Source organism: Aidingimonas halophila (assembly GCF_900106955.1).
GTDB lineage: Bacteria > Pseudomonadota > Gammaproteobacteria > Pseudomonadales > Halomonadaceae > Aidingimonas > Aidingimonas halophila.
On record NZ_FNNI01000001.1, the window covers coordinates 545,584 to 571,096 of the forward strand.

At 58.5% G+C, this 25,513-nt stretch carries 21 protein-coding genes; 9 read left to right on the plus strand and 12 right to left on the minus strand.

Annotation, left to right across the window (positions count from 1 at the left end; translation table 11 throughout):
* Positions 1-4 precede the first annotated feature (4 nt).
* Entirely contained in the window at positions 5-1,492 is a 1,488-nt protein-coding gene (gene thiI / locus BLW01_RS02650; protein WP_092567933.1) for a tRNA uracil 4-sulfurtransferase ThiI, read from the plus strand.
* Here the strand turns inward: thiI and BLW01_RS02655 are convergent.
* The 3 genes from BLW01_RS02655 to BLW01_RS02665 all read right to left on the minus strand — a co-directional run bounded on the left by BLW01_RS02655 (position 1,483) and on the right by BLW01_RS02665 (position 4,753).
* Entirely contained in the window at positions 1,483-2,802 is a 1,320-nt protein-coding gene (locus tag BLW01_RS02655) for a TRAP transporter large permease (RefSeq protein ID WP_092567934.1), read from the minus strand. The genes thiI and BLW01_RS02655 overlap by 10 nt on opposite strands.
* Positions 2,799-3,380, minus strand: coding sequence for a TRAP transporter small permease subunit (locus tag BLW01_RS02660; RefSeq protein ID WP_092567935.1), 582 nt, complete (start codon positions 3,378-3,380; stop codon positions 2,799-2,801). Before BLW01_RS02660 ends, BLW01_RS02655 begins: the two co-directional genes overlap by 4 nt.
* 161 nt (positions 3,381-3,541) lie before the next feature.
* Positions 3,542-4,753: a TRAP transporter substrate-binding protein gene (locus BLW01_RS02665; RefSeq protein WP_092567936.1), complete on the minus strand. Its 1,212-nt coding sequence runs from the start codon at positions 4,751-4,753 to the stop codon at positions 3,542-3,544.
* A gap of 339 nt (positions 4,754-5,092) precedes the next feature.
* Here BLW01_RS02665 and betT point away from each other — a divergent pair, with 339 nt between their 5' ends.
* Positions 5,093-7,138 (plus strand): choline BCCT transporter BetT, encoded by a 2,046-nt coding sequence (betT, locus tag BLW01_RS02670; protein ID WP_092567937.1) that lies wholly within the window; start codon positions 5,093-5,095, stop codon positions 7,136-7,138.
* A 67-nt stretch (positions 7,139-7,205) separates the two neighbouring features.
* Here betT and BLW01_RS02675 read toward each other — a convergent pair whose 3' ends face one another.
* The gene (locus BLW01_RS02675) at positions 7,206-7,679 is read right to left on the minus strand and encodes a cupin domain-containing protein (RefSeq protein ID WP_092567938.1); all 474 of its coding nucleotides are present in this window, start codon (positions 7,677-7,679) and stop codon (positions 7,206-7,208) included.
* 235 nt (positions 7,680-7,914) lie between these two features.
* Here BLW01_RS02675 and BLW01_RS02680 point away from each other — a divergent pair, with 235 nt between their 5' ends.
* Genes BLW01_RS02680 through BLW01_RS02690 form a run of 3 tightly spaced genes read left to right on the plus strand, consistent with a single transcriptional unit; the run spans position 7,915 to position 10,095 of the window.
* Positions 7,915-8,559, plus strand: a complete 645-nt coding sequence (locus BLW01_RS02680) for a sigma-70 family RNA polymerase sigma factor (RefSeq protein WP_217635475.1) — start codon at positions 7,915-7,917, stop codon at positions 8,557-8,559.
* A complete protein-coding gene (locus tag BLW01_RS02685) occupies positions 8,556-8,810 on the plus strand; it encodes an anti-sigma factor family protein (RefSeq protein WP_092567939.1) in 255 nt (84 codons plus the stop codon). Before BLW01_RS02680 ends, BLW01_RS02685 begins: the two co-directional genes overlap by 4 nt.
* Positions 8,811-8,853: 43 nt before the next feature.
* Positions 8,854-10,095 carry a MerC family mercury resistance protein gene (locus BLW01_RS02690; RefSeq protein WP_092567940.1) on the plus strand — a complete coding sequence of 414 codons (1,242 nt, stop codon included), beginning with the start codon at positions 8,854-8,856 and terminating at the stop codon, positions 10,093-10,095.
* Here the strand turns inward: BLW01_RS02690 and BLW01_RS02695 are convergent.
* Positions 10,086-10,685: a methyltransferase domain-containing protein gene (locus BLW01_RS02695; RefSeq protein WP_092567941.1), complete on the minus strand. Its 600-nt coding sequence runs from the start codon at positions 10,683-10,685 to the stop codon at positions 10,086-10,088. The two genes, BLW01_RS02690 and BLW01_RS02695, sit on opposite strands and share 10 nt — an antisense overlap.
* A gap of 253 nt (positions 10,686-10,938) precedes the next feature.
* On the opposite strand from BLW01_RS02695, the gene BLW01_RS02705 reads away from it, so the two are divergent.
* Together BLW01_RS02705 and BLW01_RS18300 are read left to right on the plus strand one after the other, a co-directional pair.
* On the plus strand, positions 10,939-12,141 hold the full coding sequence (locus tag BLW01_RS02705; protein WP_092567943.1) for a PAAR domain-containing protein: 1,203 nt from the start codon (positions 10,939-10,941) through the stop codon (positions 12,139-12,141).
* A gap of 337 nt (positions 12,142-12,478) precedes the next feature.
* Positions 12,479-12,751 carry a hypothetical protein gene (locus tag BLW01_RS18300; RefSeq protein WP_139243903.1) on the plus strand — a complete coding sequence of 91 codons (273 nt, stop codon included), beginning with the start codon at positions 12,479-12,481 and terminating at the stop codon, positions 12,749-12,751.
* Here the strand turns inward: BLW01_RS18300 and BLW01_RS02710 are convergent.
* Positions 12,729-13,070 carry a group II intron maturase-specific domain-containing protein gene (locus BLW01_RS02710; protein WP_342341867.1) on the minus strand — a complete coding sequence of 114 codons (342 nt, stop codon included), beginning with the start codon at positions 13,068-13,070 and terminating at the stop codon, positions 12,729-12,731. The genes BLW01_RS18300 and BLW01_RS02710 overlap by 23 nt on opposite strands.
* A gap of 444 nt (positions 13,071-13,514) precedes the next feature.
* Positions 13,515-15,035 carry an acetaldehyde dehydrogenase ExaC gene (gene exaC / locus BLW01_RS02715; protein ID WP_092567945.1) on the minus strand — a complete coding sequence of 507 codons (1,521 nt, stop codon included), beginning with the start codon at positions 15,033-15,035 and terminating at the stop codon, positions 13,515-13,517.
* Between the two features lie 143 nt (positions 15,036-15,178).
* Here exaC and BLW01_RS02720 point away from each other — a divergent pair, with 143 nt between their 5' ends.
* Complete coding sequence (locus BLW01_RS02720; RefSeq protein WP_092567946.1) at positions 15,179-15,847, plus strand: response regulator; 669 nt, start codon at positions 15,179-15,181, stop codon at positions 15,845-15,847.
* On the opposite strand, the gene BLW01_RS02725 is transcribed toward BLW01_RS02720, so the two are convergent.
* The 5 genes from BLW01_RS02725 to ptsP all read right to left on the minus strand — a co-directional run bounded on the left by BLW01_RS02725 (position 15,829) and on the right by ptsP (position 24,204).
* Positions 15,829-17,313, minus strand: coding sequence for an ATP-binding response regulator (locus tag BLW01_RS02725; protein ID WP_092567947.1), 1,485 nt, complete (start codon positions 17,311-17,313; stop codon positions 15,829-15,831). The genes BLW01_RS02720 and BLW01_RS02725 overlap by 19 nt on opposite strands.
* Positions 17,243-18,430 (minus strand): nitric oxide-sensing protein NosP, encoded by a 1,188-nt coding sequence (nosP, locus tag BLW01_RS02730; protein ID WP_092568092.1) that lies wholly within the window; start codon positions 18,428-18,430, stop codon positions 17,243-17,245. Before nosP ends, BLW01_RS02725 begins: the two co-directional genes overlap by 71 nt.
* Positions 18,431-18,626: 196 nt before the next feature.
* Positions 18,627-20,372, minus strand: a complete 1,746-nt coding sequence (locus BLW01_RS02735; protein WP_092567948.1) for a PTS fructose-like transporter subunit IIB — start codon at positions 20,370-20,372, stop codon at positions 18,627-18,629.
* Positions 20,369-21,343, minus strand: a complete 975-nt coding sequence (gene pfkB, locus BLW01_RS02740; RefSeq protein WP_092567949.1) for a 1-phosphofructokinase — start codon at positions 21,341-21,343, stop codon at positions 20,369-20,371. The genes BLW01_RS02735 and pfkB overlap by 4 nt, the downstream gene beginning before the upstream one ends.
* Positions 21,343-24,204: a phosphoenolpyruvate--protein phosphotransferase gene (ptsP, locus tag BLW01_RS02745; protein WP_092567950.1), complete on the minus strand. Its 2,862-nt coding sequence runs from the start codon at positions 24,202-24,204 to the stop codon at positions 21,343-21,345. Before ptsP ends, pfkB begins: the two co-directional genes overlap by 1 nt.
* A 283-nt stretch (positions 24,205-24,487) precedes the next feature.
* Here ptsP and cra point away from each other — a divergent pair, with 283 nt between their 5' ends.
* A complete protein-coding gene (gene cra / locus BLW01_RS02750) occupies positions 24,488-25,510 on the plus strand; it encodes a catabolite repressor/activator (protein WP_092567951.1) in 1,023 nt (340 codons plus the stop codon).
* Positions 25,511-25,513 lie beyond the last annotated feature (3 nt).

The window sequence follows — 25,513 nt, forward strand, 5'->3', positions numbered from 1 at the left end:
ATCCATGCCGTTTCTGCTCAAACTATTTCCTGAAATCACGATCAAGACGCGCCCGGTTCGTAAGGAGCTGGTCAGATGCTTGCGTGCCAACATCACTAACACGCTGCGTCAATTGGATGATGCCGTACGCGTCATCAATCACTGGGATGCATTGGAAGTCCGTCCGAGTGAAACGCTCTCACGGAAGGCACTCGACGAGCTAGAGACGGCGTTGACCCGCATTGCCGGTATTCAACAGATTCTGGTCGTGGAAAATGCAGTCTATCGTTCTTTCGAGGACACTGCCGAACGCCTGGTGCCCTTATGGCAGAATGAGATAGCCCACCGTCGTTTCAAGGTTCGCGTCAAACGCCGCGGCAACCATGACTTCCGTTCCGAGGCGCTGGAGCGCTATCTCGGCAGTGTGCTGCTACAGGCGGAACCGACGGCGAGTGTCGACCTTACCCATCCGGATGTCGAGGTGGCTCTCGAAATCAAGGGCGAGCGCATGAGCCTGGTGACCCGCCGGACCGTTGGTCTCGGCGGTTATCCGCTCGGCACCCAGGGTGCCGCGCTGGCCTTGGTCTCCGGTGGCTACGACTCTCCTGTGGCGGCCTACCGGATGATACGCCGCGGCCTCAAGACACATTTTCTGTTCTTCAACCTTGGCGGACCGGCCCATGAAGCCGGCGTCCGTGACCAGATACGGCATCTGTGGCAACGTTACAGTACGTCTCATCGCGTCAACTTCATCTCGGTCCCCTTCGAAAGTGTCGTCAACGAATTGATGGCTAAAATTCCCGATGGCCTGATGGGCGTAGTGCTGAAACGCATGATGCTGAGAGCAGCCAATCGGGTGGCGGCCAAGGGGCGGATTCCCGTGTTGGTCACGGGCGATGCCATTGCCCAGGTATCCAGTCAGAGCCTGACCAATCTGGGCTTGATCGATGCCGTCGCCGAACGCCCGGTACTACGCCCACTAGTGGTTTCCGACAAGCAGGACATCATCGACGAGGCCAGACGGATCGATACGGCCCGCTTTGCCGAAACCATGCCCGAATATTGTGGCGTGATCTCCAAACGCCCCAATACACGCGCCAAGCGTCAACAAATCGAGGATGCCGAGACGGCGTTTGATTTCTCGGTGCTCGAGCAGGCCGTGGAAAACACCCTTATCACAAGAGTCGACGAACTGCCCGTGCACTCATCCACCCAATTGAATGAGATCGAAGTGGTCGATACGCCGGAGGGCCTGGCAGGCAAGAGACAGTACTGCATCATCGATATACGACATCCCAGCGAGCGTGACGATGCCCCGCTCAACGTCTCCGATGTCGAACGACTCGATATCCCTTTCTATGAACTGCAAGACAAAGCCCGCGAACTCGCTTCCGATCGTTACTATCTACTCTATTGTGACCAAGGGGTCATGAGCCGTATGCAGGCCCTGCATCTGGCCGACCAGGGCCTGCATTATTTCGGCGTGTACCGACACATCACGACTCAATCGTAGAGCACCCCCGGTAACCAAAGGGCAATGCCGGGCACCAGGTAGAGTATGATCATGGCGACGAACACCATGAGCAGGAAGGGAGCGATGCCCAGGAAGATATCCCCCAACTGGATTCCTTTGGGAGCGATACCCTTGAGATAAAAGGCCGACATGGCCATCGGTGGCGTCAAGAACGATGTCTGAATGTTCAAGGCGACCAACACGCCGAAGAACAGCGGATCGATCCCGAAAAGCTGCAGCAGCGGCAGGAAGATCGGCACGAATATGATAATGATCTCGGTCCACTCCAGCGGCCATCCCAACAGGAATATCAATATCTGTGCCAGAATGAGGAATTGAAGCGGCGTCAGCGACATGCCATCGATCCAGTGTTCTATCAGCGAGTGACCGTCGAGCAGCGAGAATACCGAGGAAAATATCCACGATCCCACGAACAGCCAGCAGACCATGGCGCTGGTCCGTGCTGTCAGGAAAACCGCTTCCTTGAGACGCGGCCAATTCAACTGCCGATAGGCCGCCGCAAGAACAATAGCTCCCAACGCCCCGATACCGGCCGCTTCATGCGGTGTGGCCAGCCCGAACAGAATCGCTCCCAACACCGCCATGATCAACACGAACAGTGGCACGAAGGAAGTCAACAGTTGCCAGTACACCTGGCGCCACGGTACGTCGAGCTCTTCGGCCGACAGTTTGGGAGCCACTCGGGGATTGACCATGGCACGGCCCATGACATAGACGATATACAGACTGGCCAACAGCAATCCAGGTAGCAGTGCCGCTGCATAGAGCCGCACGACGGATACCCCGGCCATGGCCCCATATAGTATGAGCATGATGCTCGGTGGAATCAGAATACCTAGACAGCCCCCGGCGCAAATCACCCCACTGGACATACGCTTGTCATAGCCGGCCTTGAGCATTGCCGGCAATGCCAACAGCCCCATCAAGGTGACGACCGCCCCTACGATCCCGGTCGCTGTGGCGAACAGTGCACAGGTAATCAGACTGGCGACTGCCAACGAAGCCGGCATGCCGCGTGCGGCCAATTGCAGGCTGTAAAACAGACGGTCCAGGATATTGGCCCGCTCCACCAGATAGCCCATGAACAGGAACAACGGTACGGCGATCAGTACATCATTGGACATGACCCCATAGGTACGCTGTACCAATAGGGAGAAAATAATATCCCCGATGGCAAAGTAACCGAACCCTACGCCCATGGCGATCAAGGTAAAGGCGATGGGGAATCCCAGCATGATGAGAATAACGAGCATCCCCAGCATCAGGATGCCGATTTGCGGATCGCTCATGGCTGGATCTCCTCATCCTGAGAGGATTCCTTGAACTGGACGTCGGACAGCTCCTCGACATCACCGGGCCGCGCGGGCCAATTTCCCTCACGCAGACAGATGATACAGCGCCCGATCTCGGCGACTCCCTGCAGCATGAGCAGAACGGCCGCAAAAGGAATGACGAACTTGAAGGGATATAAGGGGGGACCGCCAGGCGTGAAGGAACTGTGTTCGTCCTGTCGAAACGAGGTCGCGAAATAGTCGAAGCCATTCCATACCAGGGCGATCACGCCTGGGTAGAAAAACAGCAAGAAGAGCACCAGATCCAGTCCCGCATGTAGCCGCGGAGGAAAGTAACGTGAAAGGACATCGGCACGGACATGCGCGTTGTTCGAGAGCGCATAAGCACCACACATCATGAATAACGTCCCATATAGCATATAGCTCGTGTCGTAGGCCCACGACGTCGGCGCCCTCATGACATAACGCATGAACACTTCCATACCGACGACAGCGGTCAGCAGCAGAATGCACCAGGCAAACGTCTTGCCAGACCAGTGGCTGATTCGGTCGATGACCTCGATACCCTTGTGCATGCAGGTCTCCGGCACCAGTGAATCTTCCCAGTACCAACGTCTCTATGGCACTGGCACTCGTTAACGTACCAGCCGCCATCCCTGGCTCTGGCAGGTGAGTGCGCGCACCGACCCCATCGGGCTCTCCTGCCCACGGTCATCAATACGCTGTATCGATGACCTCAGGGCATTTTCGAGGTATCGGTCGGCGCCTTGCCGAAGAAATGTTCATAGGCCGGATTCTTGGGCGCATTGCCTTCCAGATGCCATCCGACAACCCGCTCACAGTAAGCTCGCTGGCTGTCGATGACTTTCTTGAAGAAGGCGTCCTCGGACTGCTCCTCGATGACCTTGTCCCAAGCCTCGAGTTGCGCCTCGAGTACGGAATCGGGTGTGATGTAGGTTTCGACACCCTGTTCCTCACGCATAGCCTGGAGATCCTTGGGATAGCGATCCATGGCCTTCCAATACATCTCTGACGATGCTGCCTTGGCAGCATATTCCAGAATCGCCTGAAACTCCGGATCGAGACTATTGAATTTTTCCCGATTGAACATGACCTCAAAGGCTTCGCAGTCCTGATGATAACTGCGCAGCATCCAGGTCTTACTGACATCGGGGAATCCCAGCAGACGGTCGGAAGACGGATTATTGAACTCGGCACCGTCCAGCAAGCCACGATCCATGGCCGGTACGATATCACCGCCCCCCATGATCGTGACGGCCGCGCCGACTTCATCCATCAGGTCCGCCGCCAGTCCGACAGTCCGGTATTTCTGTCCTTCCAGATCATCGACACTACTGATGGGCTCCTTGAACCAACCGAGGGCCTGGGTCGGCATCGGGCCCGTCAGGTAGCCCACCAAAGGCAGTTCAAGCATTTCCAGCAGTTCGTTGTAGAGGTCGCGCCCTTCCCCACTCCAGAACCAGGCCAGGAATTGATGCGCGTCCCAACCGAAGGGGGGTGGTGTCCCGAACAGGGAGTAGGCCTTGTGCTTGCCATACCAGTATGCGCAAACGCCATGCCCCCCATCCAATGCCCCGGAAATCACGGCATCCTGCAATTCAAGGGCACCAACCACCGACCCTGCCGGCAAGAGGTTAAGCTCCAGACGTCCGCCGGACATCTCATTGACGATGCGCACATAATCAGCGGCGAACTCATGAAAGATATCTTGATCCGGCCAGGTGCTCTGAAACCGCAACGTCGTTGTCTGAGCCACCGAGATACTGGGGAATCCGATGGCAGCCGCACCCGCTGCTGCCGCCGAGCCCGTCAGGAAACGTCGACGCGATGTCTTTATTCCTGACCCGCGGGTTTCTGCCTCATTCGTACCCTCTGTGGTCAATGATCGATCGGTAGGGGTTGGAGCTGGCGTATTCTCGTTATTCATCTGACTCTCCCAGCGTGTTGTTGTCATTGAATGAGCGTCCCCGGCCTGGCTTTCAAGCCCATCGTCATGTGATCGGACACATCACGACACACTCTCTTAGCGGTCGGTTACATCAGGTATAGCTCCATCAAAGGGGAATGCAAGTAAGCCCTTAGACCAATAAACGGAAATTTAACTTTCAAAGCGCCGTCATACCGGCCTCACCGGCGAACGACACACCCGACACAAAGGCCTGTGGATACCGGAAGTTGAATTTCAGCAGCGATACACGTATTTTATTTGAACGATCAATCAAAAAAGAATTCACCAACACAATAGATACGGAGGGTGTCCTTCCCCATGTCCCATGACAATGCAGTCTCCGAGCGCCGGGACCGCCTGAATCCGGTGGTCTTTTATGGATCGGTGATCGGAATTCTCGTCTTTCTCGTTGTCACGATGAGTTTTACCGAACAAGCCGGTGCCTTCTTTGATACCGGCCTTGCTTGGGTCAACGAGACCTTCGGGTGGTACTACATGCTGGCGATCGTAGCGTATCTGGTCTTCGTGATCGGTATCGGCATGTCGCGTTTCGGCAATATCCGCCTGGGACCGGATCACTCCCGTCCCGAGTTTTCGCTACTATCCTGGTCGGCCATGCTTTTCGCGGCCGGGATCGGCATCGACCTGCTGTTTTTCAGTGTCGCCGAGCCGCTATCCCATTACCTGGCTCCCCCCGACATGGAGCCGGAAAGTCAGGCAGCGATGCGCAGTGCCGTCGTCCAAACCTATTTGCACTGGGGATTATCCGGTTGGGGACTTTATGTCCTGATGGGCATGGCACTGGCATATTTCAGCTACCGTCATCGGTTGCCCCTGGCTATCCGTAGCGCCTTGTACCCCCTGCTCGGCAAACGTATCAACGGACCGATCGGCAACACCGTCGATATCACGGCCGTCGTATCAACCGTCTTCGGTATCGCTACCAGCTTGGGTATCGGTGTCATTCAGCTCAATTACGGCTTGAACTATATGTTCGACGTGCCGGAAAACCTGTCCGTACAGGTCATCCTGATCGTCATGGTCGTGATTATCGCCACGATTTCCGTGGTCAGCGGCGTCGAAAAAGGCATTCGTCGATTGTCGGAGTTCAATATGCTGCTGGCATTGGCATTGCTGTTATTCATCCTGTTCCAGGGCCACACCCTGAAACTGCTCGATATGGTGGTCAACAATGCCGGTGATTACTTCTCGAGCTTCATCGCCAAGAGTTTCGATACCTACGCCTATGCCGATGAGGAGGCCCAACAATGGAAAGGCTGGTGGACGATCTTCTTCTGGGGATGGTGGATTGCCTGGACACCGTTCGTCGGTCTGTTCCTGGCACGCATTTCCCGCGGTCGAACCATCCGCGAGTTCGTCGCTGGCGCCTTGGGCATCCCCTTGGCATTCATGATGGTCTGGATGTCCGTGCTGGGTAACAGTGGTATCGAACTCGTGGCCAACCAAGGTATCGCTGAACTGGGAGAGCAGGCTCTTAACACGCCTCAAACGACGCTCTACACCCTTCTGGAATCCTATCCGTGGGTCGGTTTGACCGCCGGCATCGTTACCATACTCGGCATTGTGTTCTTCGTCACTTCGGCCGACTCCGGTGCGCTGGTGATGGCCAATTTCACGTCGATCCTCTCCGACGTCAACCATGATGCCCCCATCCGGCTGCGCATCTTCTGGGCCGTTATCATTGGCCTGGTGACCATCGCCCTGTTGATGGCCGGTGGTCTCAATGCCCTGCAAAGCGCCGTCGTGATAACTGCCTTGCCGTTTTCCGTCGTGATCTTTGCCATCATGGCAGGATTGTATCGTGCCTTGCGAACTGAAGGAGACAAAGCGGATGCCAGACGGCTGGTTGCCGGCGGGGAGACTAACGGCGACTGGCGTGAACGGCTCGACCGGGCATTGGATACCTCGACCCGGGCCGGTGCCTCCGCCAGCATCGAACATGCCATCCGCCCAGCGCTCGAACAGTTCGCCGCGGAACTCGAACAGCGAGGACAACAGGCCCATGTCAGTGAAGAGTTCATGGATGGCGAGATACTGCCGCGACTGACGCTGCAGGTCGACCTGGAAGATGCCCAGAGCTTCGTTTACCAGGTTCGCTCTCACCGTATGCGAACCCCGAGCTTCCTGCCGGTCGACGATGACTATTATCTGCGTCTGGATGTCTACCTCGCCGAAGGGGGCCTGGGTCAGGACCTTAACGGCTATACCCGCAGCCAGGTCATCAATGATGTCGTGTCGGAATACGCGCGCCACCTGCACTTCCTGGCCATGAACCCATCAGCCAATACCCCCGCCATGCCGGGTTCCATCGGCGAAACGGAAGCACTCGATACACCATCCTGATACTGTACCCGAGTGGATTCACCTGGCCCCATGGCGACCATGCCATGGGGCCGACATGCCTACCATTTCACTGACGTGGGTCGTCCTCGGCATTGATATAATCGATGCCCCAGGGGCCCTCGCCATGCAGTTGAATCACCGTCTCGCCTTCGGCATAACCGAACATCGGATCACCCGGCGACATGATCGCAAAGCCCCCTTCCGGCAGCGCCGCTGTAGCGTCCGGATCATACACTTCACCATGAGCGAAATGCAGTGTACCCGCCAGCACCGTCACCCGCTCATAGGCGGGATGCGTATGTGGCATGATTTCGTAGCCATCGTCGAGCCGCAAGCGAATGGTGAACGGCGCTTTCTCTGACATATCTCCCTCTATCACCGCAATTTCCGCCCCCTCGCCCATGGAACCTACCGGTCCCCATTCCAGTTGATCCGCGGTTCCCATGATATGGCCGTTACCGTGATAAGGCATGTCTGCCACACTCACAGCAGAGAACCCTCCCATACTCAATCCGATCATCAACAGCGTTAAGGTTTTCATGGCCTTGCCCCCTTGTCGTATTGGTTCCAAATGACACGACAAGATCTGTCGTGTGCTGCGAGGACGCAGATGCCTCTTGAAATGTTCCCGATGAAAATGCGGGAACCCTGTCCTGACTTATTGCGTCCTGGTGGTACGACGAGCCTTGCTTGCCTCGACGTGGGATAACCACATTGTGGGTCGGCATGAAGTGGCTCATGATCAGCACGAGAGATGGTCGAAACCGGGAGGCCACATGACCTCAGCCTCATCAGGCGGGTCTCGTCGCCAGCACCAGAAGCAGTGGTTCCAGCATCAAGTGGAGCCACTCATGGATCGGCTTTACGGCACGGCACTGCGCCTGGCCCGGGACCCTGATGATGCCGAAGATATCGTTGCCGAAGCGATCGAGAAGGCCTGGATCAAACTTGATGAACTCCGTGATCCCGAGTGTTTCACAGGCTGGCTATTCCATATCCTCAACAATACGTTCATCAGTGAATGGCGGCGCCGGCAGAGTCGTCCGCCATTCACGTCGGACGACGATGCTGCCACGCTGGAAGAACGGGATGCGGACGGGTTCTCCCTGTTCCGGCAACTGCACCAACCCTTCCTGCTATGGTGGGGCAATACGGAAGAACGTTTTTTGAACCACCTCCTGCAAGAGGAGTTGCAATGTGCGTTGGATGCACTACCTGATCGGTTCAGAGTCGTTCTGATCATGGTGGAAGTTCAAGGCTATTCCTACACGGAAACCGCTGAAATGCTCGGCATACCCGTGGGTACAGTGCGCTCGCGTTTGCATAGAGGACGGTCGCTGCTCCAGAAATCGCTCTGGCAGCAAGCCAGTGATGCCGGTATTGCAGTCAGTCGGCCGGGCAACGAGGGGGCTTCGCCATGACACGACGGACACTGACATGCGAGGAGGTCATCGAACAACTCTTCGACTATCTTGATCAAGAGTTGGACAGTCAACGACAGGTCGATATCGAATGGCATTTGGCCAAGTGTCGCGATTGCTTTTCCCGCGCGGAGTTCGAGCGGCGATTACGCGACAGAATGGAAGCATTGGCCAGCGTCCCGGCGCCTTCTCGCTTGCATCGGCGGATTCAATCCCTGCTCGACCAGTTCGATGATGAATCCCGGTCGTAGGCTTGAGCAACGCTCCGAGTGTCAACCAATCACGGGCAAGGTCATGGTGGCCATCCTCGGTTACTCCCGACAACAGATCATCTCAGCGGTACAAGGCATGTATACCGCCGTCGCCGATAACCCGGCATCGCCGTTCCACTTCCCCGTAGGCGGTTCCGCCTGTCATCGCCTAGGCTATTCTCCGGAGCATACCGCTCACATTCCGGCAGCTATCCTGGAAGCCTTTGCCGGCGTCGGCTGTCCCTTTCGTGCCAATATCATTCAACCGGCTGACCGCGTTCTCGATATCGGCGCCGGTGCCGGCGTGGACAGCCTGATCTCCCGTCAACTCGCGGGTCCGGCGGGACGCGTCATCGCACTGGATTTGACGTATGCCATGACCCATAAGCTCAAAACCGCAATCGATACCCATCATATTGATTCCGTCGATGTCGTTCAGGCATCTGCCGAACGGCTGCCTCTTGCCAACGACAGCATCGATAGCATTACCAGCAACGGCGCGCTCAACCTGGTGCCGAATAAACGTCTTGCCGTTGCCGAAATGTTTCGAGTTCTACGGCCGCAAGGCCGTCTACAGCTTGCCGATGTCGTGATCCAGCGCCCGGTCTCGGTGGATTGCCATGATGATCCGCGACTCTGGGTCGAATGCGTCGTGGGAGCCACCGTCAAGGAGGATCTGCTGGCGATGCTCCGTGATGCCGGCTTCGAGGACATACAAGAACTCAACACCATCGACTATTTTGCCCTCAGCCCCAGCGAACAGACCCGGGACATCGCATCCAGTTTCGGTGCCCACACCATCGAACTGAGCATGCGTCGTGGAGTGACAGCCCCATCGTCACTCCGGCAATGGATAAGGCGACTCGATCCGCGTCGCTGGTTCTTGTCGATATGGCGCAGAGGCTTACTGGGTGTCGCCAGTCTACTACTGGCACTGTTGAGTTGTTACGGGACGCTGACACTCGTCGCCCTGTTGCCTTTGCTAGGCCTTGGTGTGGTCATCGATCAGGATATCTGGGCGCTCTCCATCACGGTGTTTTCCCTTCTCACCTTAGCGGCGGTTGCGGCAGGAATGCGTCGCCATCATTCTGTGTGGCCGTTGCTAGTGGGTATCGCGGGCAATGCGACCCTGATGCATGCCCTTTACGTCGATTATCAGGCATTGACGGAACTCGGCGGTTTCATTCTATTGATCATTGCCACTGGGTGGGATCTATACCAGCGCCGCAAACGGGAGGTGGACATTCTGGGACTGTCGTCACCAAGAAGACCTGATCATGACTGACGAACAAACTGCGCCAGCTGGGTGGGGTGGCCGAGGTACGGATGTTCTTCACCGACACCACCAAAGGTCACGCGATATCCATGACGACGGGCGACGCCCTGTCCCCATTGCCGAAACTTGGCACGGTCCCACTCGAACCAATGATCTACATCTCGGAACTCACCGGGGGCAAGATCGAACAAGGGATTATACTCGCGATTCGGCGTGGTCATGACCAGTAGTCCGGGGCGATAGCAACCGAATACCGCCTGCTCGACTTCCGATAGACGTGTTGAAGGCACATGTTCGATGGTCTCGACCATGGCAGCCGCCTCGAAATCCTGGAAGCGTGACGAGCGCTCGGTATACGAGGCACATACCAGTTCCAACCGGCCCGGTTCGGCAGCCATAGGCTCCTCCAGCCGTTGTTTGGCCTGTACCAGCCCAATGCCCGATTGCTCCACCCCCATGAGCCGTACAAATTGCGGTTCTTCCATCAAGTACGCCAGCAACGCCCCCGACCCGCACCCCAGATCGATCACACTACGCGCGCCACTGGCCTTGAGCCGCTGTGTCACAGTCTCCAAGCGATCACTATGAAGCTCACTCATGGGTATCAACCACTCCATTCCAACAGCTAGGGCATTCTACGCCCAGCTGCATATCGGCAGAAGGGGAAGAATGAAAAAAGCGTTCTTCGCATTTCTGCGTGTAACAGGCAGGGCATTAGTCAGAGGCGGGATAGAGAAAGAGGATAAATCCAAGACTGACTTCATGATGAATTGTCGGTTATTTCCTATACAGGGTGATGGTAAAGCTTGGTAGGGTTCTTCTTTCACATGGATTCAGTGAAAGGAATGTTACATGGATGTCGGCAAGATCGGCGACAAGGTCGTCTGCAACTGCAAGGGTGGGCCTCATTCCATTGTCACGGGTGCCACGACGGTGTTCGTGGATAACGTGCCGATGGCACGTGTCGGCGACCGCACCTCGTGTGGCGCCACCATCACGACCGGGCTGGCTTGGTATCTGGTCGAAGACGCCCCGGTCGCCATCAACGGCAGCACCACGTCCTGTGGTGGCTATATCGTCACCGATTCAACAGCAGTGACCAGCGCACCTGCCACGATCTCGCTGGGAGATGGGATCAGGTTCCGCCAGGTGGATGATCCGCAAGCCGAGTTACAGGCCGAGATCGATCGGATCAACGAGGCAACGTTACGAGCTCGTGAGGGTGACGAGTCGAGTGCCAAGGCAAGTGGCATCGAACCGGGTTTTCACGTCGTTCGTTCGCCAGGTACCCGCGACGAGATCAAGCAGCGCCTGTTCGGTTCGCCTCGTCCGGACGTAGACGCCATGTTCGAGCGTCTCAACCGTCACCTTGGGGACTACTACGTGCTGCCAGGCTCGCTGGTCGTGCTCAGCGACCCCGACAATAAGCAGTGCACGGCGGAAGAGGAAGCCCTGCAGAGCCAGGCGTATCTGGCCAGGGCCGTCATCCAGACGCTCGAGCCTGACCAGGCCCAAGCGATAATCAACAGTTGGGGCGCGATTGCCGAGCTGGAGCAAGCCAGTCAAGTGACGGGTGATACCTCGACGTGGGGAGGCACCGCGGTATCGGGGCTTTCGAATCTCAAGCAGGCCAGCGCCGAAACGTTGAATGAATTAGCACAGATAGCCGATGAAAGTGCTGACTACGTCAAAACGCGGGGGCAAACCACCTTCCGTCGTCTTGGCGACATAGCGACGGCATGGATCAACCACCCCTTCGATCTTCCGGATACGGCTCAATCACTGAAACAAGCGATCGGCGTCCAAGTAGATCAGACCGTTCACACGATCCGCCAGGCCGCCGAAGGTTTTCCGGCCTTTCGCGTACCCACGGTATCGGATGCCATCCGCAGTGCCGGACGCATCGTCAAGTCGCTCAACTACACCAACTATCTGATGGTTGGCTTGGATTATACCGCGACACGGCTGGAGGTAGAGCGAGGGTGCTGTCTCGCGGCGGGTCCAGAAGAATGCCGCCGTGTGGCCTTACTGGAGTATGGCGGGTTAACTGGATGAACATTTGGAGCCGTAGGAGGAGGATTTGCCGGAAGTCAGGCTTGTCTGGCGTTTGGCATTACGCCCACCACCCTGGCTTGTTCCATCGTGGTGGGAGGCGCCGGTGCCTATGGAGGCACGAAAGGTGGCGATCCTTTGGGACGCAGGTTTGGAGAGGTGATTTATGACCTCACCATAGATGAGGGAGTACCCGACGCGCCATGAGCCTTGATCGACTGGATATCCTTGGGCCAATAGCCATCGTAGGTGGTCTGCTTCTCGTTTATGCGTTTCTCATGGTCCTTATGTTATTGGCTTAACAGGCCATATCGTAGAGAAGGCTGATAGATATCTTTCAGTGCTGACAACCGAAAAAGACCCACTTTTCAAGCTGGTCAACCTAAGCGGCGGGCGGCTGGGATGGTATGGCTGCCAGATTGTGCTGCGAAAAATGGGGCTGACAAATCGCTGGCCACTGACAGGAAGGCCAGGACGAGTAGAAGCCATCGATAAGGCCCCCAAATGGCTAAAGCATATCCTGGTGTGGATTTATTTTGGCCTTTTTGTGTCTGGGGGTAGTGCCTTTTTCTTGTCAGGGATGACGATGCTCATCGATAAATATTGGCTATGATTCGGCAATCGCTATCACTAGCGCCGATTGTTGTTTTTTCAGACATGGATTCATCGCAGTGCTGCGATGAAATCGAGTCGGAGGGGGAGTCGCCTCGCCCGTTTACCGTTGATTTCCAGGCACGGTTTTCCTCCAGCCCCAACGCCCGTAGTTTCCGGCGCCGAGTCCGCGGACGCTTCCACTGCCGCCAGACCACGCAGCGCAATCGGCGACGTATCCATTGATCCAGCGCTTCCAGGGAGCGCTTCACGTCGACGAGACCGAAATAGCTGGCCCAGCCCCGCATGACCGCGGTCAGCTCTTCGATGATCCGTCGGATACGACGCTCAAATTCGTTCCCGACGAATTTGTCCCGCTTATGCCTGTCGGATTTACGTCATGACGTTCCGTGCAAGTACCGGGCTTTGATGATTTGAGCCATCTCACCCCATCGTGACGCCTCGTATCCGCTTCCTGTTCCTCAGACCAGCGTTTTGCCTCGGACTTCCTCCAGATTCCCCTCGCGGGAGACACGCTTGCCGTCGGCCAGCACTTCCCCTTGCCGGGCGTGCAGGGGACTTTCACCCCCAAGTCATCCTGAGGCACCATCCTCGGGACCAGCGCCCGCCAGGCGCTGCGCGCCATGCCTGGCGCACGAAAAAAAGAGGCGTGCCTCGACACGCCCCAGGGAGAGACGGTATCTTGTGTTTTCTTGTTGAAGGGCGGCCCCGGCGGACGCCCGGGGCTGCGCAACGCCGCGGGCGCGAGGCCCGCGGCAGATGGCTCAGAAGAATCCCATCGGGTTGGTGTCATAGCTCACCAACAGATTCTTGGTCTGTTGATAGTGCTCCAAGGCCATCTTGTGCGTTTCACGGCCGATACCGGATTTCTTGTAGCCTCCGAAAGCGGCATGTGCCGGATACTGGTGATAGCAGTTGGTCCAGACACGCCCCGCTTGAATGCCTCGTCCCATGCGAAACGCAACGTTGATATCCCGACTCCAGACACCGGCTCCCAGACCGAACTGGGTGTCATTGGCTATCGCCAATGCCTCGGCCTCATCCTTGAACGTGGTCACGGCCACCACCGGTCCGAAGATCTCCTCCTGGAAGACACGCATGCTGTTATTGCCCTTGAGCAGCGTCGGTTCGATGTAGAAACCGCGATCATAAGCCGGATCGAAAGAGGCTCTGGAGCCACCGGTCAGGAATTCAGCACCTTCATCGCGAGCCACATCCATGTAGGACATGATCTTGTCGAACTGTTCCTGTGATGCCTGTGCCCCGACCTGAACCTCGGTGTCCAATGGATTCCCGCGCTTGATCGCCTTGGTGCGCTCCATCACCCGCGCCATGAAGGGCTCGTACATGCTTTCCTGAATCAATGCCCTCGATGGGCATGTGCAGACTTCCCCCTGGTTGAAGAATGCCAGCACCAGACCTTCCACCGCCTTGTCGACGAACGAGGACTCGGCATCCATGATGTCGCCGAAATAGATATTCGGCGATTTGCCACCCAGTTCCACCGTCGAGGGGATGATATTGTCGGCGGCACATTTGAGAATATGGGAACCGATCGGTGTCGAACCGGTAAAGGCGATCTTGGCGATACGCTGGCTGGTTGCCAGCGCCTGGCCGGCCTCGGCGCCGTAGCCATTGACGATGTTGACCACGCCTGGCGGCAACAGGTCACCGACCAGTTCCATGACCTTGAGAATCGAAGCCGGCGTCTGCTCGGCCGGTTTGAGCACGACACAGTTACCCGCCGCGAGCGCCGGCGCGAGCTTCCAGGTCGCCATCAGGATAGGGAAGTTCCAGGGGATGATCTGCCCCACTACGCCCAGTGGCTCGTGGAAGTGATACGACACGGTATTGCCGTCGATATCAGCCAACGACCCTTCCTGCGCACGGATGCATCCGGCAAAGTAGCGGAAATGGTCAACTGCCAGCGGAATATCGGCATTGAGCGTCTCCCGCACCGCTTTACCGTTATCCCAGCTTTCGGCAACGGCCAGCATTTCCAGATTCTGCTCGATACGATCGGCGACCTTGAGCAGCAGGTTGGACCTTTCGGCTGCCGAGGTCTTGCCCCAAGCGGGAGCCGCCTGATGTGCGGCATCCATTGCCTTGTCGATATCCTCTTCCGTCGAGCGGGGAATCTCGCAGAACACCTCGCCGTTGACCGGGCTGACATTATCGAAATATTGACCTCTGACGGGAGAAACGAACTCGCCGCCGATGTAGTTGCCATAGCGTGAATCGAACGATACCACCGCATCTGGCTGGCCGGGGTTGGTGTAGATCATGGCATACTCCTGTTGGATTGCGTCTATTATCGTTATGAGTGAAGCTCACCTCAGTGTTGGACAGCTGACTCGATCACGACATACTTCCCTGGCAGGAGAGAGACTCGTTCTTTGGTAGGAGTTCACCACGGGAGTCCGGATACATGTACACCCTGATGGTTGCCGACGACCACCCTCTATTCCGCGATGCCATCGTCGGCGTCCTGCGCGACGGCATGCCTGACAGCCGAGTCATGGAAGCCGACAGCCTGGTCAGTACGCTATCGCTCGCCGATGAACACGACGATCTCGACCTGATTCTGCTCGATCTCGGCCTCCCGGACGCAGAGGGGCTCGCGGGACTAAAACGACTCCGGGACTATGCGCCTCTCATTCCGGTGGCCATCGTCTCGGCAGATCAGGACCGTGCCACTGTCCTCGAGGCGATCAATCTCGGTGCAGTCGGCTATATTCCCAAGTCGACCCCACGCGGCAGACTGCTCGACGCATTGCATCAGGTGCTTGAAGGCAATGTTTATCTCCCGCCGGACATCATGCGGCGACCTACGTCCACGATGGCTTGCTCGACCGTCCCTGAACAGGAAACGGCCGGTGCCAATCTGGCACTACTCACCGGCAAACAGCGCGAAGTCCTGGCCCAAATGGCACTGGGCGACTCCAACAAGATGATTGCCTACCGGCTGGCGATTGCCGAAACGACCGTCAAGACACATGTTTCCGCCATCCTGCGCAAGCTCGGTGTGTCCAGCCGGGTACAGGCGATTCTGGTCGCCAACGAAGCGGGTATAGGGCATCAATCCGAACGCCCTTGAAGGTCATCGAGCATATTGACCAACAACATTTTCAGACGTAGCGGTTTGACCGGCTTGAGCAGGCAGGTAAATCCCAGATCCCGTGCCCGCCGTTTCAACTCGGCGTCATGATTGGCAGTAATTACCAGCACGGGCAAGTCCGGCCGCTGCTGGCGCATTGAGCGCGCTACAGCCAATCCATCCGGTTCGCCTTCTGCCAAGTGGTAATCGATGATCAGCATGTCCACGTCACGATCATTCACTACCTCCAGACGATCCAGAGAAGCCGCTCCGGACACATCGGCTCCCCAGCCACTCAACAATGCCGTCATTCCCTCACAGATCGCCGGATCGTCGTCGATGACCCAGATATGCATCCCGGTCAGCAAGGCGCCGGAAGCGATGGCATCCTGAGGAGGTAGCGCATGCGGTTGTTGCTTACCATAAGGGACCAGGATCGAAAACGCCGACCCCTGCTCCGGTCGGGATCGCAAGCGCAACGGGTGGTCCAGCATGGTCGCGATACGGTCGACGATTGCCAGTCCCAACCCCAGACCACGGTCTCGAGTATCGGTGTGCGAATTAGCGCGACGAAACTCAAGAAAAATAGCCTCACGCTGGTCGTCGGCGATCCCCGGCCCGGTATCGGCCACGACGATCTCCAGTCCCTGCTTCCGGCGTCGGCATCCAAGCGTCACCCGCCCCTGCCTGGTATACCGTAGGGCATTGGTCAGGAAATTACGCACGACTCTTGCCAATAGCTGCAGATCGGAATGCACTACCGCTGAACTCGGCACATAATGCAACGATAACCCCTGCGCGACGGCAACCTGACGGTACTCCTCGGCCAGCATATCCAGCAGTTCCGACACGGGGAAAGTCGCCACATCGGGTTTGAGGACCCCCGCATCCAGCCGTGAGATATCAACGAGGGTACCCAACAGCCCCTCGACATCCTTCAATGACCGACCGATGTGACCAACCAGGGCCTGTGAGGCAGCCGGCATGTCATGCTCGGCCAGGGCACTCGTAAACAGACGAGCGGCATTGAGAGGTTGAAGCAGGTCATGACTGACGGCTGCCAGGAACTTGGTCTTCGACAGGTTGGCGGCTTCTGCTTCCGCCTTGGCATCACGTAGTCCCTGCTCGGCAGCCAGCCGCTCATCGATTTCCTCGCGGAGCTTGGTATTGAGTTGCCCCAATTCTTCGTTGGCCTGACTCAATTCATCCAGCGTGCGATGCAGTGTTTCCGTTCGCTCGCGGACCTGCTCGGCCAGCAGTACGGCGTGTTCGAACGCCGCATAGGGAGCGCCTCCAGCAACACCGCTCGACTCTACACGCTCGATCAGTGCCTGGCACACTTTACGCAAGCGGGCATTCTCTTCCGCCAGGGCCAGCTCGCTCGGGGTCGATGCCTCACTCGAACGGTCGTCCGTGGGCGCGCCCAATGACAACCCCGGTGAACGTCTGGTTGATGTGCATGCCATGGTGCTGCTCCCCATAGGTGTTGAAGCCGACCACGCCGTAACGGGTCATCAACCGTGAAGCGGCGTCCACTTGTCCCAACGTCTCCAACTCCAGCCGGCGTAGAAAACAGTCACAACCGATGATCAATTCGGGACGACCCAGCCGAGCCTCGAGATCGACGAAGATGGTTTCCAGGTCGTCGAGAATCGACGCCGGCTCCATGGCGGTCAGTACGATGCCAGTCTCCACTGCACAGTAGAAACTCAAGCTGCCATCGGGGTTGGCACGCTGGATCGAGCGTACGTAGTGATGGTCACCAATTTTCACGGCCAGAGGAAAGCGGGCGAAGATGCTTTCATCGAGTTCCGTCACCGAACATCCCACCAGACGCGCATACTCTTCCGCCGCCGGTGCTGCATTGAGTTCATTGACTCGCCGTTGTGCTCGGTCAATGGCTGTCACGACCAGCTTTTCGCATCGCGAACGCAAGTGATGCGTCGTGAAGACCTCAAACGGCATATCGGTGTTGAACATTGCCACCACGGCCGCCTGGCTGTGAAACCGGCCGCCATGATAGACATGGGTATGTGCCAGCCGGTTATCGTCCCCGGCAGAACCACCAAAGCTGGGGATGCTTCCCAAGGCGGCATCCAGCGTGGCCAGCACCTGCTCCTCGCTGCTGGACAAGCCGTCGAGCAGCGTCAAGGCGAAGCTATGGCCGCTAATCGGTGCCAGGGCCTGACGCCGACAATCGCTCAGCAGGGAATCCGTCAGACGCTGCGCACGCTCCAGGTCGAAGCGCGCCAGATCCTCGACCAGAGCCAGCGACATGGCAAAGTGACGCCGATCAAACCCCATCGCCACGATACAACCCCGGCCATAGCCGGCCGGAGTGATTTCCCCCGCCGTCGTACAGCCGCTGACCGGCACGTCAGCGAATGCCTCGTCCAGCGCCAGTCCCAGCGCATCCAGAGGATATTCCGCGCTACAGAAAAACAGCACGAATCCCAGCTGATCGTGGGTCAATGCCAAGGCCAGTGCGTTGGCTGCCTGCCGGGGATCGTGACTGTCACTATAAGCCGTGCGCACGATGTCGGATGCGTCGAGTTCGCCCGTGCGGTTGAGCGCTTCGGCCATCGGCAAATCCAGCATGACGATATTCCCATGATCGGGCTTTACCGCAGTGTATGCCTGAGTCGTTCACTTTCACAATGGAACGCTGCAGTATCGACAGTGAGCGATCAAAGAGTGAACGGAGTATGGAGAAAGGCATGAAACAGCGTCGGCGCCTCATGGGGCGCCGACGCTGATCGAACGTTGCATTGACGAAAGCTCAGGCACTGGCCTCGACCGCCACTTCCTGGCCGCCTCGCTTGATGAACGCGTAACCCAATCCCGTGACGAGCGAACCGATGACGATCGCAGCAAGATACAACGCGACCGGCGTAATGGCATTGGGAATCAGTAGTACGAAGATACCACCGTGGGGCGCCATCAGTTTTGCGCCGACCAGCATCGATAGTGCTCCGGTGATCGCCCCACCGATCATGCTGAGAGGAATGACCCGTAACGGATCCTTGGCAGCGAAGGGGATGGCTCCTTCGGTAATGAAGCAGCATCCCAGTACCAACGATGCCTTACCCGCTTCACGCTCGGGATCGGAAAACTTCGCCTTGGCAACCAGGCTAGCGATGCCCATGCCGATAGCGGGGACCATGCCAGCCGCCATGATCGCCGCCATGGGGCCATAGGTTTCCGAGGACAGCAGCCCCACGCCGAAGGTATATGCCGCCTTGTTGACCGGCCCGCCGAGATCGAAACACATCATCGATCCCAACAGGATGCCCAACAATACCGCGTTCGCTGAGCTCATGTTTTCCAGGAACGTCGTCAGCGCCGAAAGGACCCCGGCAACTGGTTCGCCGATGACATAAATCATGATCAGCCCGGTCACCAAACTGGTAATCAGCGGGATGATAAGAATGGGCTTGAGAGATTCGATGCTTGACGGCAGCTTGACGTATTGTGCGACGGCTTTCGCCACATAACCGGCCAGAAAGCCGGCCAGTATCCCCCCGATGAAGCCTGCCCCGACTTCCGATGCCAGCATCCCGCCGATCATGCCCGGCGCGATCCCCGGTCGATCCGCGATCGAATAGGCAATATAGCCCGCCAGCACCGGAATCATCAGGGCGAATGCCGTTCCGCCGCCAATCTGCATCAGGGCAGCAGCCAGCGACCCTTCCTCTTCGGCGGCATTGATGCCGAACACGAAGGACAACGCGATCAGCAACCCGCCGGCCACCACCATCGGCAACATGAAGGACACACCGGTCAGCAGATGCTTGTAAACGCCCTTTTCCTTGATGCTCTGCTTGCGTTCGCCGCCGGACGGTGCCGAAGCCCCTGATTGAATCTCGGCGTTTTCCAGCGCTTCCTCGATCGTGGGGCGCGGCTTCTTCAAGGCATTCCCAGTGGAGGTATACCACACACGCTTACCGGCAAAGCGGGTCGGATCGACTTCGATATCGCAAGCCAGTATGACCAGGTCGGCATCGGCAATTTCTGCCTCGGTCAGTTGATCCTGGGCTCCGACCGACCCTTGGGTTTCGACGCGAATCTGGTGCCCCATGGCCTTGCCGGCCTCGGCGAGCGCCTCGGCCGCCATGAATGTATGCGCCACCCCGGTGGGGCAAGCCGTGACCGCCACGATCTTGCTGCCGTCCGGGGCTGCTGGCTCTGTTACCGCCTGAGGTACATCAGGCGCATGATAAGTGGTCGCGTCCCGATGGGCGCGGTCAAGAAACGCTGACGGATCCGGCAGGGCCTGATCGATCGGCGCCTGATACAGCGGCTTTCCCTCGAATCGTGCGGCAGCAGGCACATGATCCGCCGCGACGACCACGAGGTCCGCCGATGAGATGGCGGCATGGTCGACCGGCGTGACGGACTCCAGCTCACTGTGCATCTCCACCGTTACCTGCCAGCCACGCTGGTGTGCAGCCTGTTCGAGACGACGGGCGGCGAGGAAAGTCGTTGCCATCCCACTGGGGCAGGCAGTGATCAGAATAATATTCATGCGAGCGCTCCATCCGCGTCGACATCGTCGAAACGATGCACGCGGGTCTGTTGTTGGAGTTGATGGATATCATCGGCATGGGGGTTGCCGACCCCGACATGTCGAACGGACTCTGCCGCCAAGGCGGTGGCAAATGTCAGGATCTGCGCCGGCGGGTGACCCGCCAGCACACCATGCAGCATGGCTGCCACCAGCGTATCGCCGGCGCCGACGGTACTTTCGACGGACACTTTCGGTGGTGTCGCCAGGTAGCCACCGCGCTGACTCACCCAAAGCACGCCCTCATCACCGACGGAGATCAATGCCTCGTCGACACCGGACCGGTACAGACGATGAGCGGCCAATAACCGTTGATCGTGGGTCGATAGAGACTCTCCCACCCAGTCGGAGAGCTCATGCTCGTTGGGCTTGACCGCTGACGGTCCGGCCTCGATGGCGCGGGTCAACGCCTCACCACTGGTGTCCACCCAAACCGGCAATCCTTGCTGTCGCAGTCGCCCGATCAAGGCCGACTGGTCCTCGGGGGAGATACCTGGCGGCAGGCTACCGGCGATCACGACCGCATCAGGCTGTTGCTGCGGGTCGGCAGCCAAGGCATCGAGCCAGGCAACCCAGCGCTCCCAATCGGCACGCTGGATATTGACTCCAGGGCCATTGATGTCCGTAACACGGCCGCCCTCCTCGGCCACCTTGGCATTGATGCGGGTTTCGCCCGGAACGCGTTGGAAGGCATCTTCGACACCCAACGTCTGGAACAATCGAAGAAAGGGACCATCATTGGCGTTGCCCAGGAACCCCGATACAGTCACCTCATTGCCAAGTGCCACCAGGACACGAGCAACATTGACTCCTTTACCGGCGGCGTCCAGATGCGTTTCATCGGTGCGATTGACCTCACCGAGCATCATTCGGGGTAATCGGATGGCGAGATCCAGCGCCGGATTGAGACTGACGGTCAATATACGTGCCATTACAGTGCCTCCAGCGCTTCTCGCACGGCCTCGCTGGTCGCCTGCGACAATGCAAGTGCCGCCTGGCGCTGGGCCTCGCTCATGTCGAAATCGCGCAGTCGCGCCTTGACCAACGGCACCTGGCGCGACGCCACCGACAACTCATCGACACCCAGCCCTACCAGTACCGGCACGGCGGCGGCATCGCTCGCCAATTCGCCACAGACACCAACCCATTTGCCCTGAGCATGGGCGGCATCGACGGCCATCTGGATGAGACGAAGCACGGCGGGATGCAGGCCATCTGCCTGGGCGGAAAGCTCCGAATGGCCGCGGTCGATAGCCAGCGTATACTGGGTCAGATCGTTGGTGCCGATAGAGAAAAAGTCGACCTCCGCTGCCAGACTCGGCGCCAGTAGCGCACACGACGGCACCTCGATCATCACACCGAGTTGCACATCGGTGGCACGCTCTGCCTCGGGGAGCTGCTCCAGAAGTCGATCGAAGATTGCCCGGGCCTGACGGAACTCGGCAACATCCTTGACCATTGGCAGCATGATCCGCAGCGGGCAGCCACGCCCCGCTATCAACAATGCACGTAATTGCGTCTCGAGGATGTCCGGCTTCGTCAATGCCAGACGAATGCCACGTAACCCCAGAAAGGGATTGTCTTCCTGCGGCACCGGCCAATACGGCAGGGGCTTGTCACCCCCGACATCCAGCGTTCGGGCCACCAACGGGCGGCCGTCGAGATTCTCTGCGGCTGTACGGTATTCAGCAATTTGGGTATCGAGATCCGGGGCCTGAGCATGCGCCATGAAAATGAATTCGGTCCGCAACAAACCGACGCCCTCGGCGCCCCTTTCCACGGCATCCTGGGTGTGGGCGGTATTCCCCAGATTGGCGGCCACCTCCACCCGATGGCCGTCGCTGGTGCGCCCCTCTTCGAACCGTGCCTCCCAAGCGTCGCGCTCGCGTCGTTCGCGCTCCTTGAGACGCAATTCGGCACGCTGCCGCCGTGCCGTTGACGGCGCCGGAATCACGCGTCCACGTTCACCGTCGAGTATCAATTCCGTCCCATTGTCGAGCGCCATGGTTCTCGCCCCGGCACCGACCACGGCGGGAATACCCAAAGCACGGGCCAGAATGGCACTGTGTGCCGTAGCACCGCCTCGGGCCGTGAGCAGACCTTGTACCCGACGAGTATCCAGACGCGCCACATCCGATGGGCCGATATCGTCCATCACCAGTATGTAGGGGCGCTCCGGTGGTGTCGGTAATTCGACATGACAGAGCACACCGAGTACGCGCCGTCCGACGTCGCGCAGATCCGCAGCACGCTCGGCGAGTAACCGATCAGCCAGCATTTCCTGGGCGTGGGCAGCCGTATCGATCGCTCGCCACCAACCCGCTTCGGCGGAGAATCCTTCACGGATACCCTCGCGTGCGGCTTCATGCAGCTCCGGATCATCAAGCATTTCCTCATGCATCGACAGGATCTCGGACACCTCACCACCAGGCGCCTGACGAATCAAGGACGCCAGCTGTCGTCCCGCCTCCTCGATGGCGGAATCGAGCCGACGCAACTCTTCCGCCGGCTGCTCAGCCCGCTCGGGATAGTCAAAACGTGGCGGTCGCATCACGAACGCTTCGGCAATCGCCAACCCCGGCGACGCCGCCACGGCCAGGTGAGGCACATCGGCCTCCAGTGGCTCGACGGAAGGCTCGGTTATCGGAGCCACATGCTCCCGGCCTTCCTCGAAAGGTGCGACCTTTTCCCCCAGTCCCTCATTGACGACACGACAGACCGCACTCAGCGCGCTATCGGCCCCCTCGCCTTCGGCCGAGAACAATAACTGCTGCCCGCGACGTGCGCCCAGTCCGATCACCTTCGTCAGGCTGGCAGCAGAGACCGCTGCACCGCCACCTTCCGCCAGCCTGACCTTGACGGGAACGGACTGTTCGCGGGCCACTTGCACCAGCTGCTTGGCCGGCCGTGCATGCAACCCATGCGCGTTGAGCACCCTCGCCGTCGCCGTCCTGGCACTCGCTGATTCACCGGCGAGTCGTGACAATACCGTTGCCGAATCGGCGCCGACGAGCGTTTCGCCGGCCCGGCTGTCCAGCAACGTCATGATACGCTCGAGCAGATCACGGTGCGCACTTCCCTGAGCCGCAAGACAGAACACGCCATTGACCGTACCCAGAGGGCCCTGAAAGCTCGCTTCCGGCGTCGCCAGAGCCAGAGCCGGCGTCTGCACACCGACCGGACTCGATGTCAGCCAAAGGCCCTGTCCCAGAGGATGGGCCTGTTGATCTGCAATGGCGGCAACGAAAGCGTTGTCGACACAACCGGACTGGCGCAGCCGGGCTGCCCCGGCCAGCGCCAGTTCCAGAGAATCCGAAGCGGGAAAATTGAGGCACAGGGTATCGGCGTCAAGACGTGCTTCAAGGGGAGCCTTCGACAGCAGTGCAGCAATTTCCCGGGCCGAGTCGGCAGCTGCCAAGCGCTCAGCGACTCCCTCTCGATCCAGAACGTGTGTCAGCTGTCGCAGGATATCCAGATGTTCATCGCTCTGGGCCGCTATCGTCACCAATACATGCACGCGATTGCCATCATGCCACTCGACACCACGGGGAAACTGAATGACGCGGACACCGGTCCGATTGACATGATCTCGGCTATCCGGCGTGCCATGGGGGATGGCAATGGCGTTACCGAGGAAAGTCGACGATTGGGCCTCGCGATCATACAAGCCTTGTCGGTAGCCCTCAGTCACCAGACCGGCTTCGCTCAACTGTTGCGCGGCCAGATCGAGTGCCGATTGCCAATCTTCGGCATGTCGGTCGAGGATGATGTCATCCTGGTCGAGTGTCAGCATGGTGCTCTCCCGTATGAGGTTCGGTGTGTGTCCTGCATCACGACCTGACCCCTGACTACGAAGTCCCTTCTTTAATGATGAACGTTCATCCATCCAGAACGTCGAGGCAATGATTGAACAGCTAAGCTGAATCGTGTCACCTTTAATGTAAAGGCAATGCTGAATCGTGTTCAGCCATTTATCAAGCGTTGAGGGATTCGACCTTAGCAGGGGGTGGGTGGCGTGCTGTTTCACGTAGAATGGGACGATGGCTGCCCGTGACAGGTACAGATGAGGACAATCAATGACACTCGCTGAAATCGCGCGACTGGCTGGCGTCTCGCGCACGACCGCCAGCTACGTCATCAACGGCAAGGCGCAGGAGCGCCGTATCAGTCAGGATACGGTCGACCGTGTCATGGCAGTCGTCGAACGACACCACTACCGTGTCGACGCCCAGGCAGCGGCGTTACGTCGAGGATCGAGCCACACGCTGGGACTGATCATTCCCGATCTGGAGAACGCCAGTTATGCTCGACTGGCGAAGCGACTCGAACGTGGTGCACGTGAGCGGGGTTATCAGCTCTTGATCACCGGCTCCGACGATAATCCGGACAGCGAAAGGGAGTTGGCGCGCGCGCTACGTGCGCAGCGTTGCGAAGTCCTCATCGTGGCGAGTTGTCTCTCGATGGACGACCCCTTCTATATCGACGTCATGGCGTCTGGGTTGCCGGTCGTAGCCGTTGACAGGGCTCTCGATCCACGCCACTTCGTAAGTATCGTCAGCAACAATCAGCCCGCCGCCATGACACTGACTCAGTCCGTATTGGCCCCGGACGTCGAGCATATTGCCTGGCTGGATGCCGTCCCGGCGTTGTCGATCAGTATTGAACGGCGTGCCGGTTTCAACAAGGCTCTGGCCGATCGCGATCTGGAAATCACCATGCTGAGCGGCAACAGCTACGACCGTAGCGAGGGCGCGCGCTTGATGCGTGAACTCCTGGCCCAGGGACCGCTGCCCAATGCCTTGGTAACAGCGTCCTACACGCTGCTCGATGGCGTGTTCGATGTCCTGCTGGAAAACGGTGGCCTACCCGACGACCTGCATCTAGCCACCTTCGGTGACGATCGGTTGCTGGACTTTCTACCGCTGTCCATCAACTCACTCCCCCAGGACCATGACCGCATTGCCGATTTGACCCTGGATCGCGCCTTGAGCGCGGCGATAGGAAACTATCGCCCTGGGCAGGACATCGTGGAACGCACCCTGAAACATCGCACGACAACCGCAGCGACCCGGTCATCACAGAAATCGCGATTCGGTTGATCA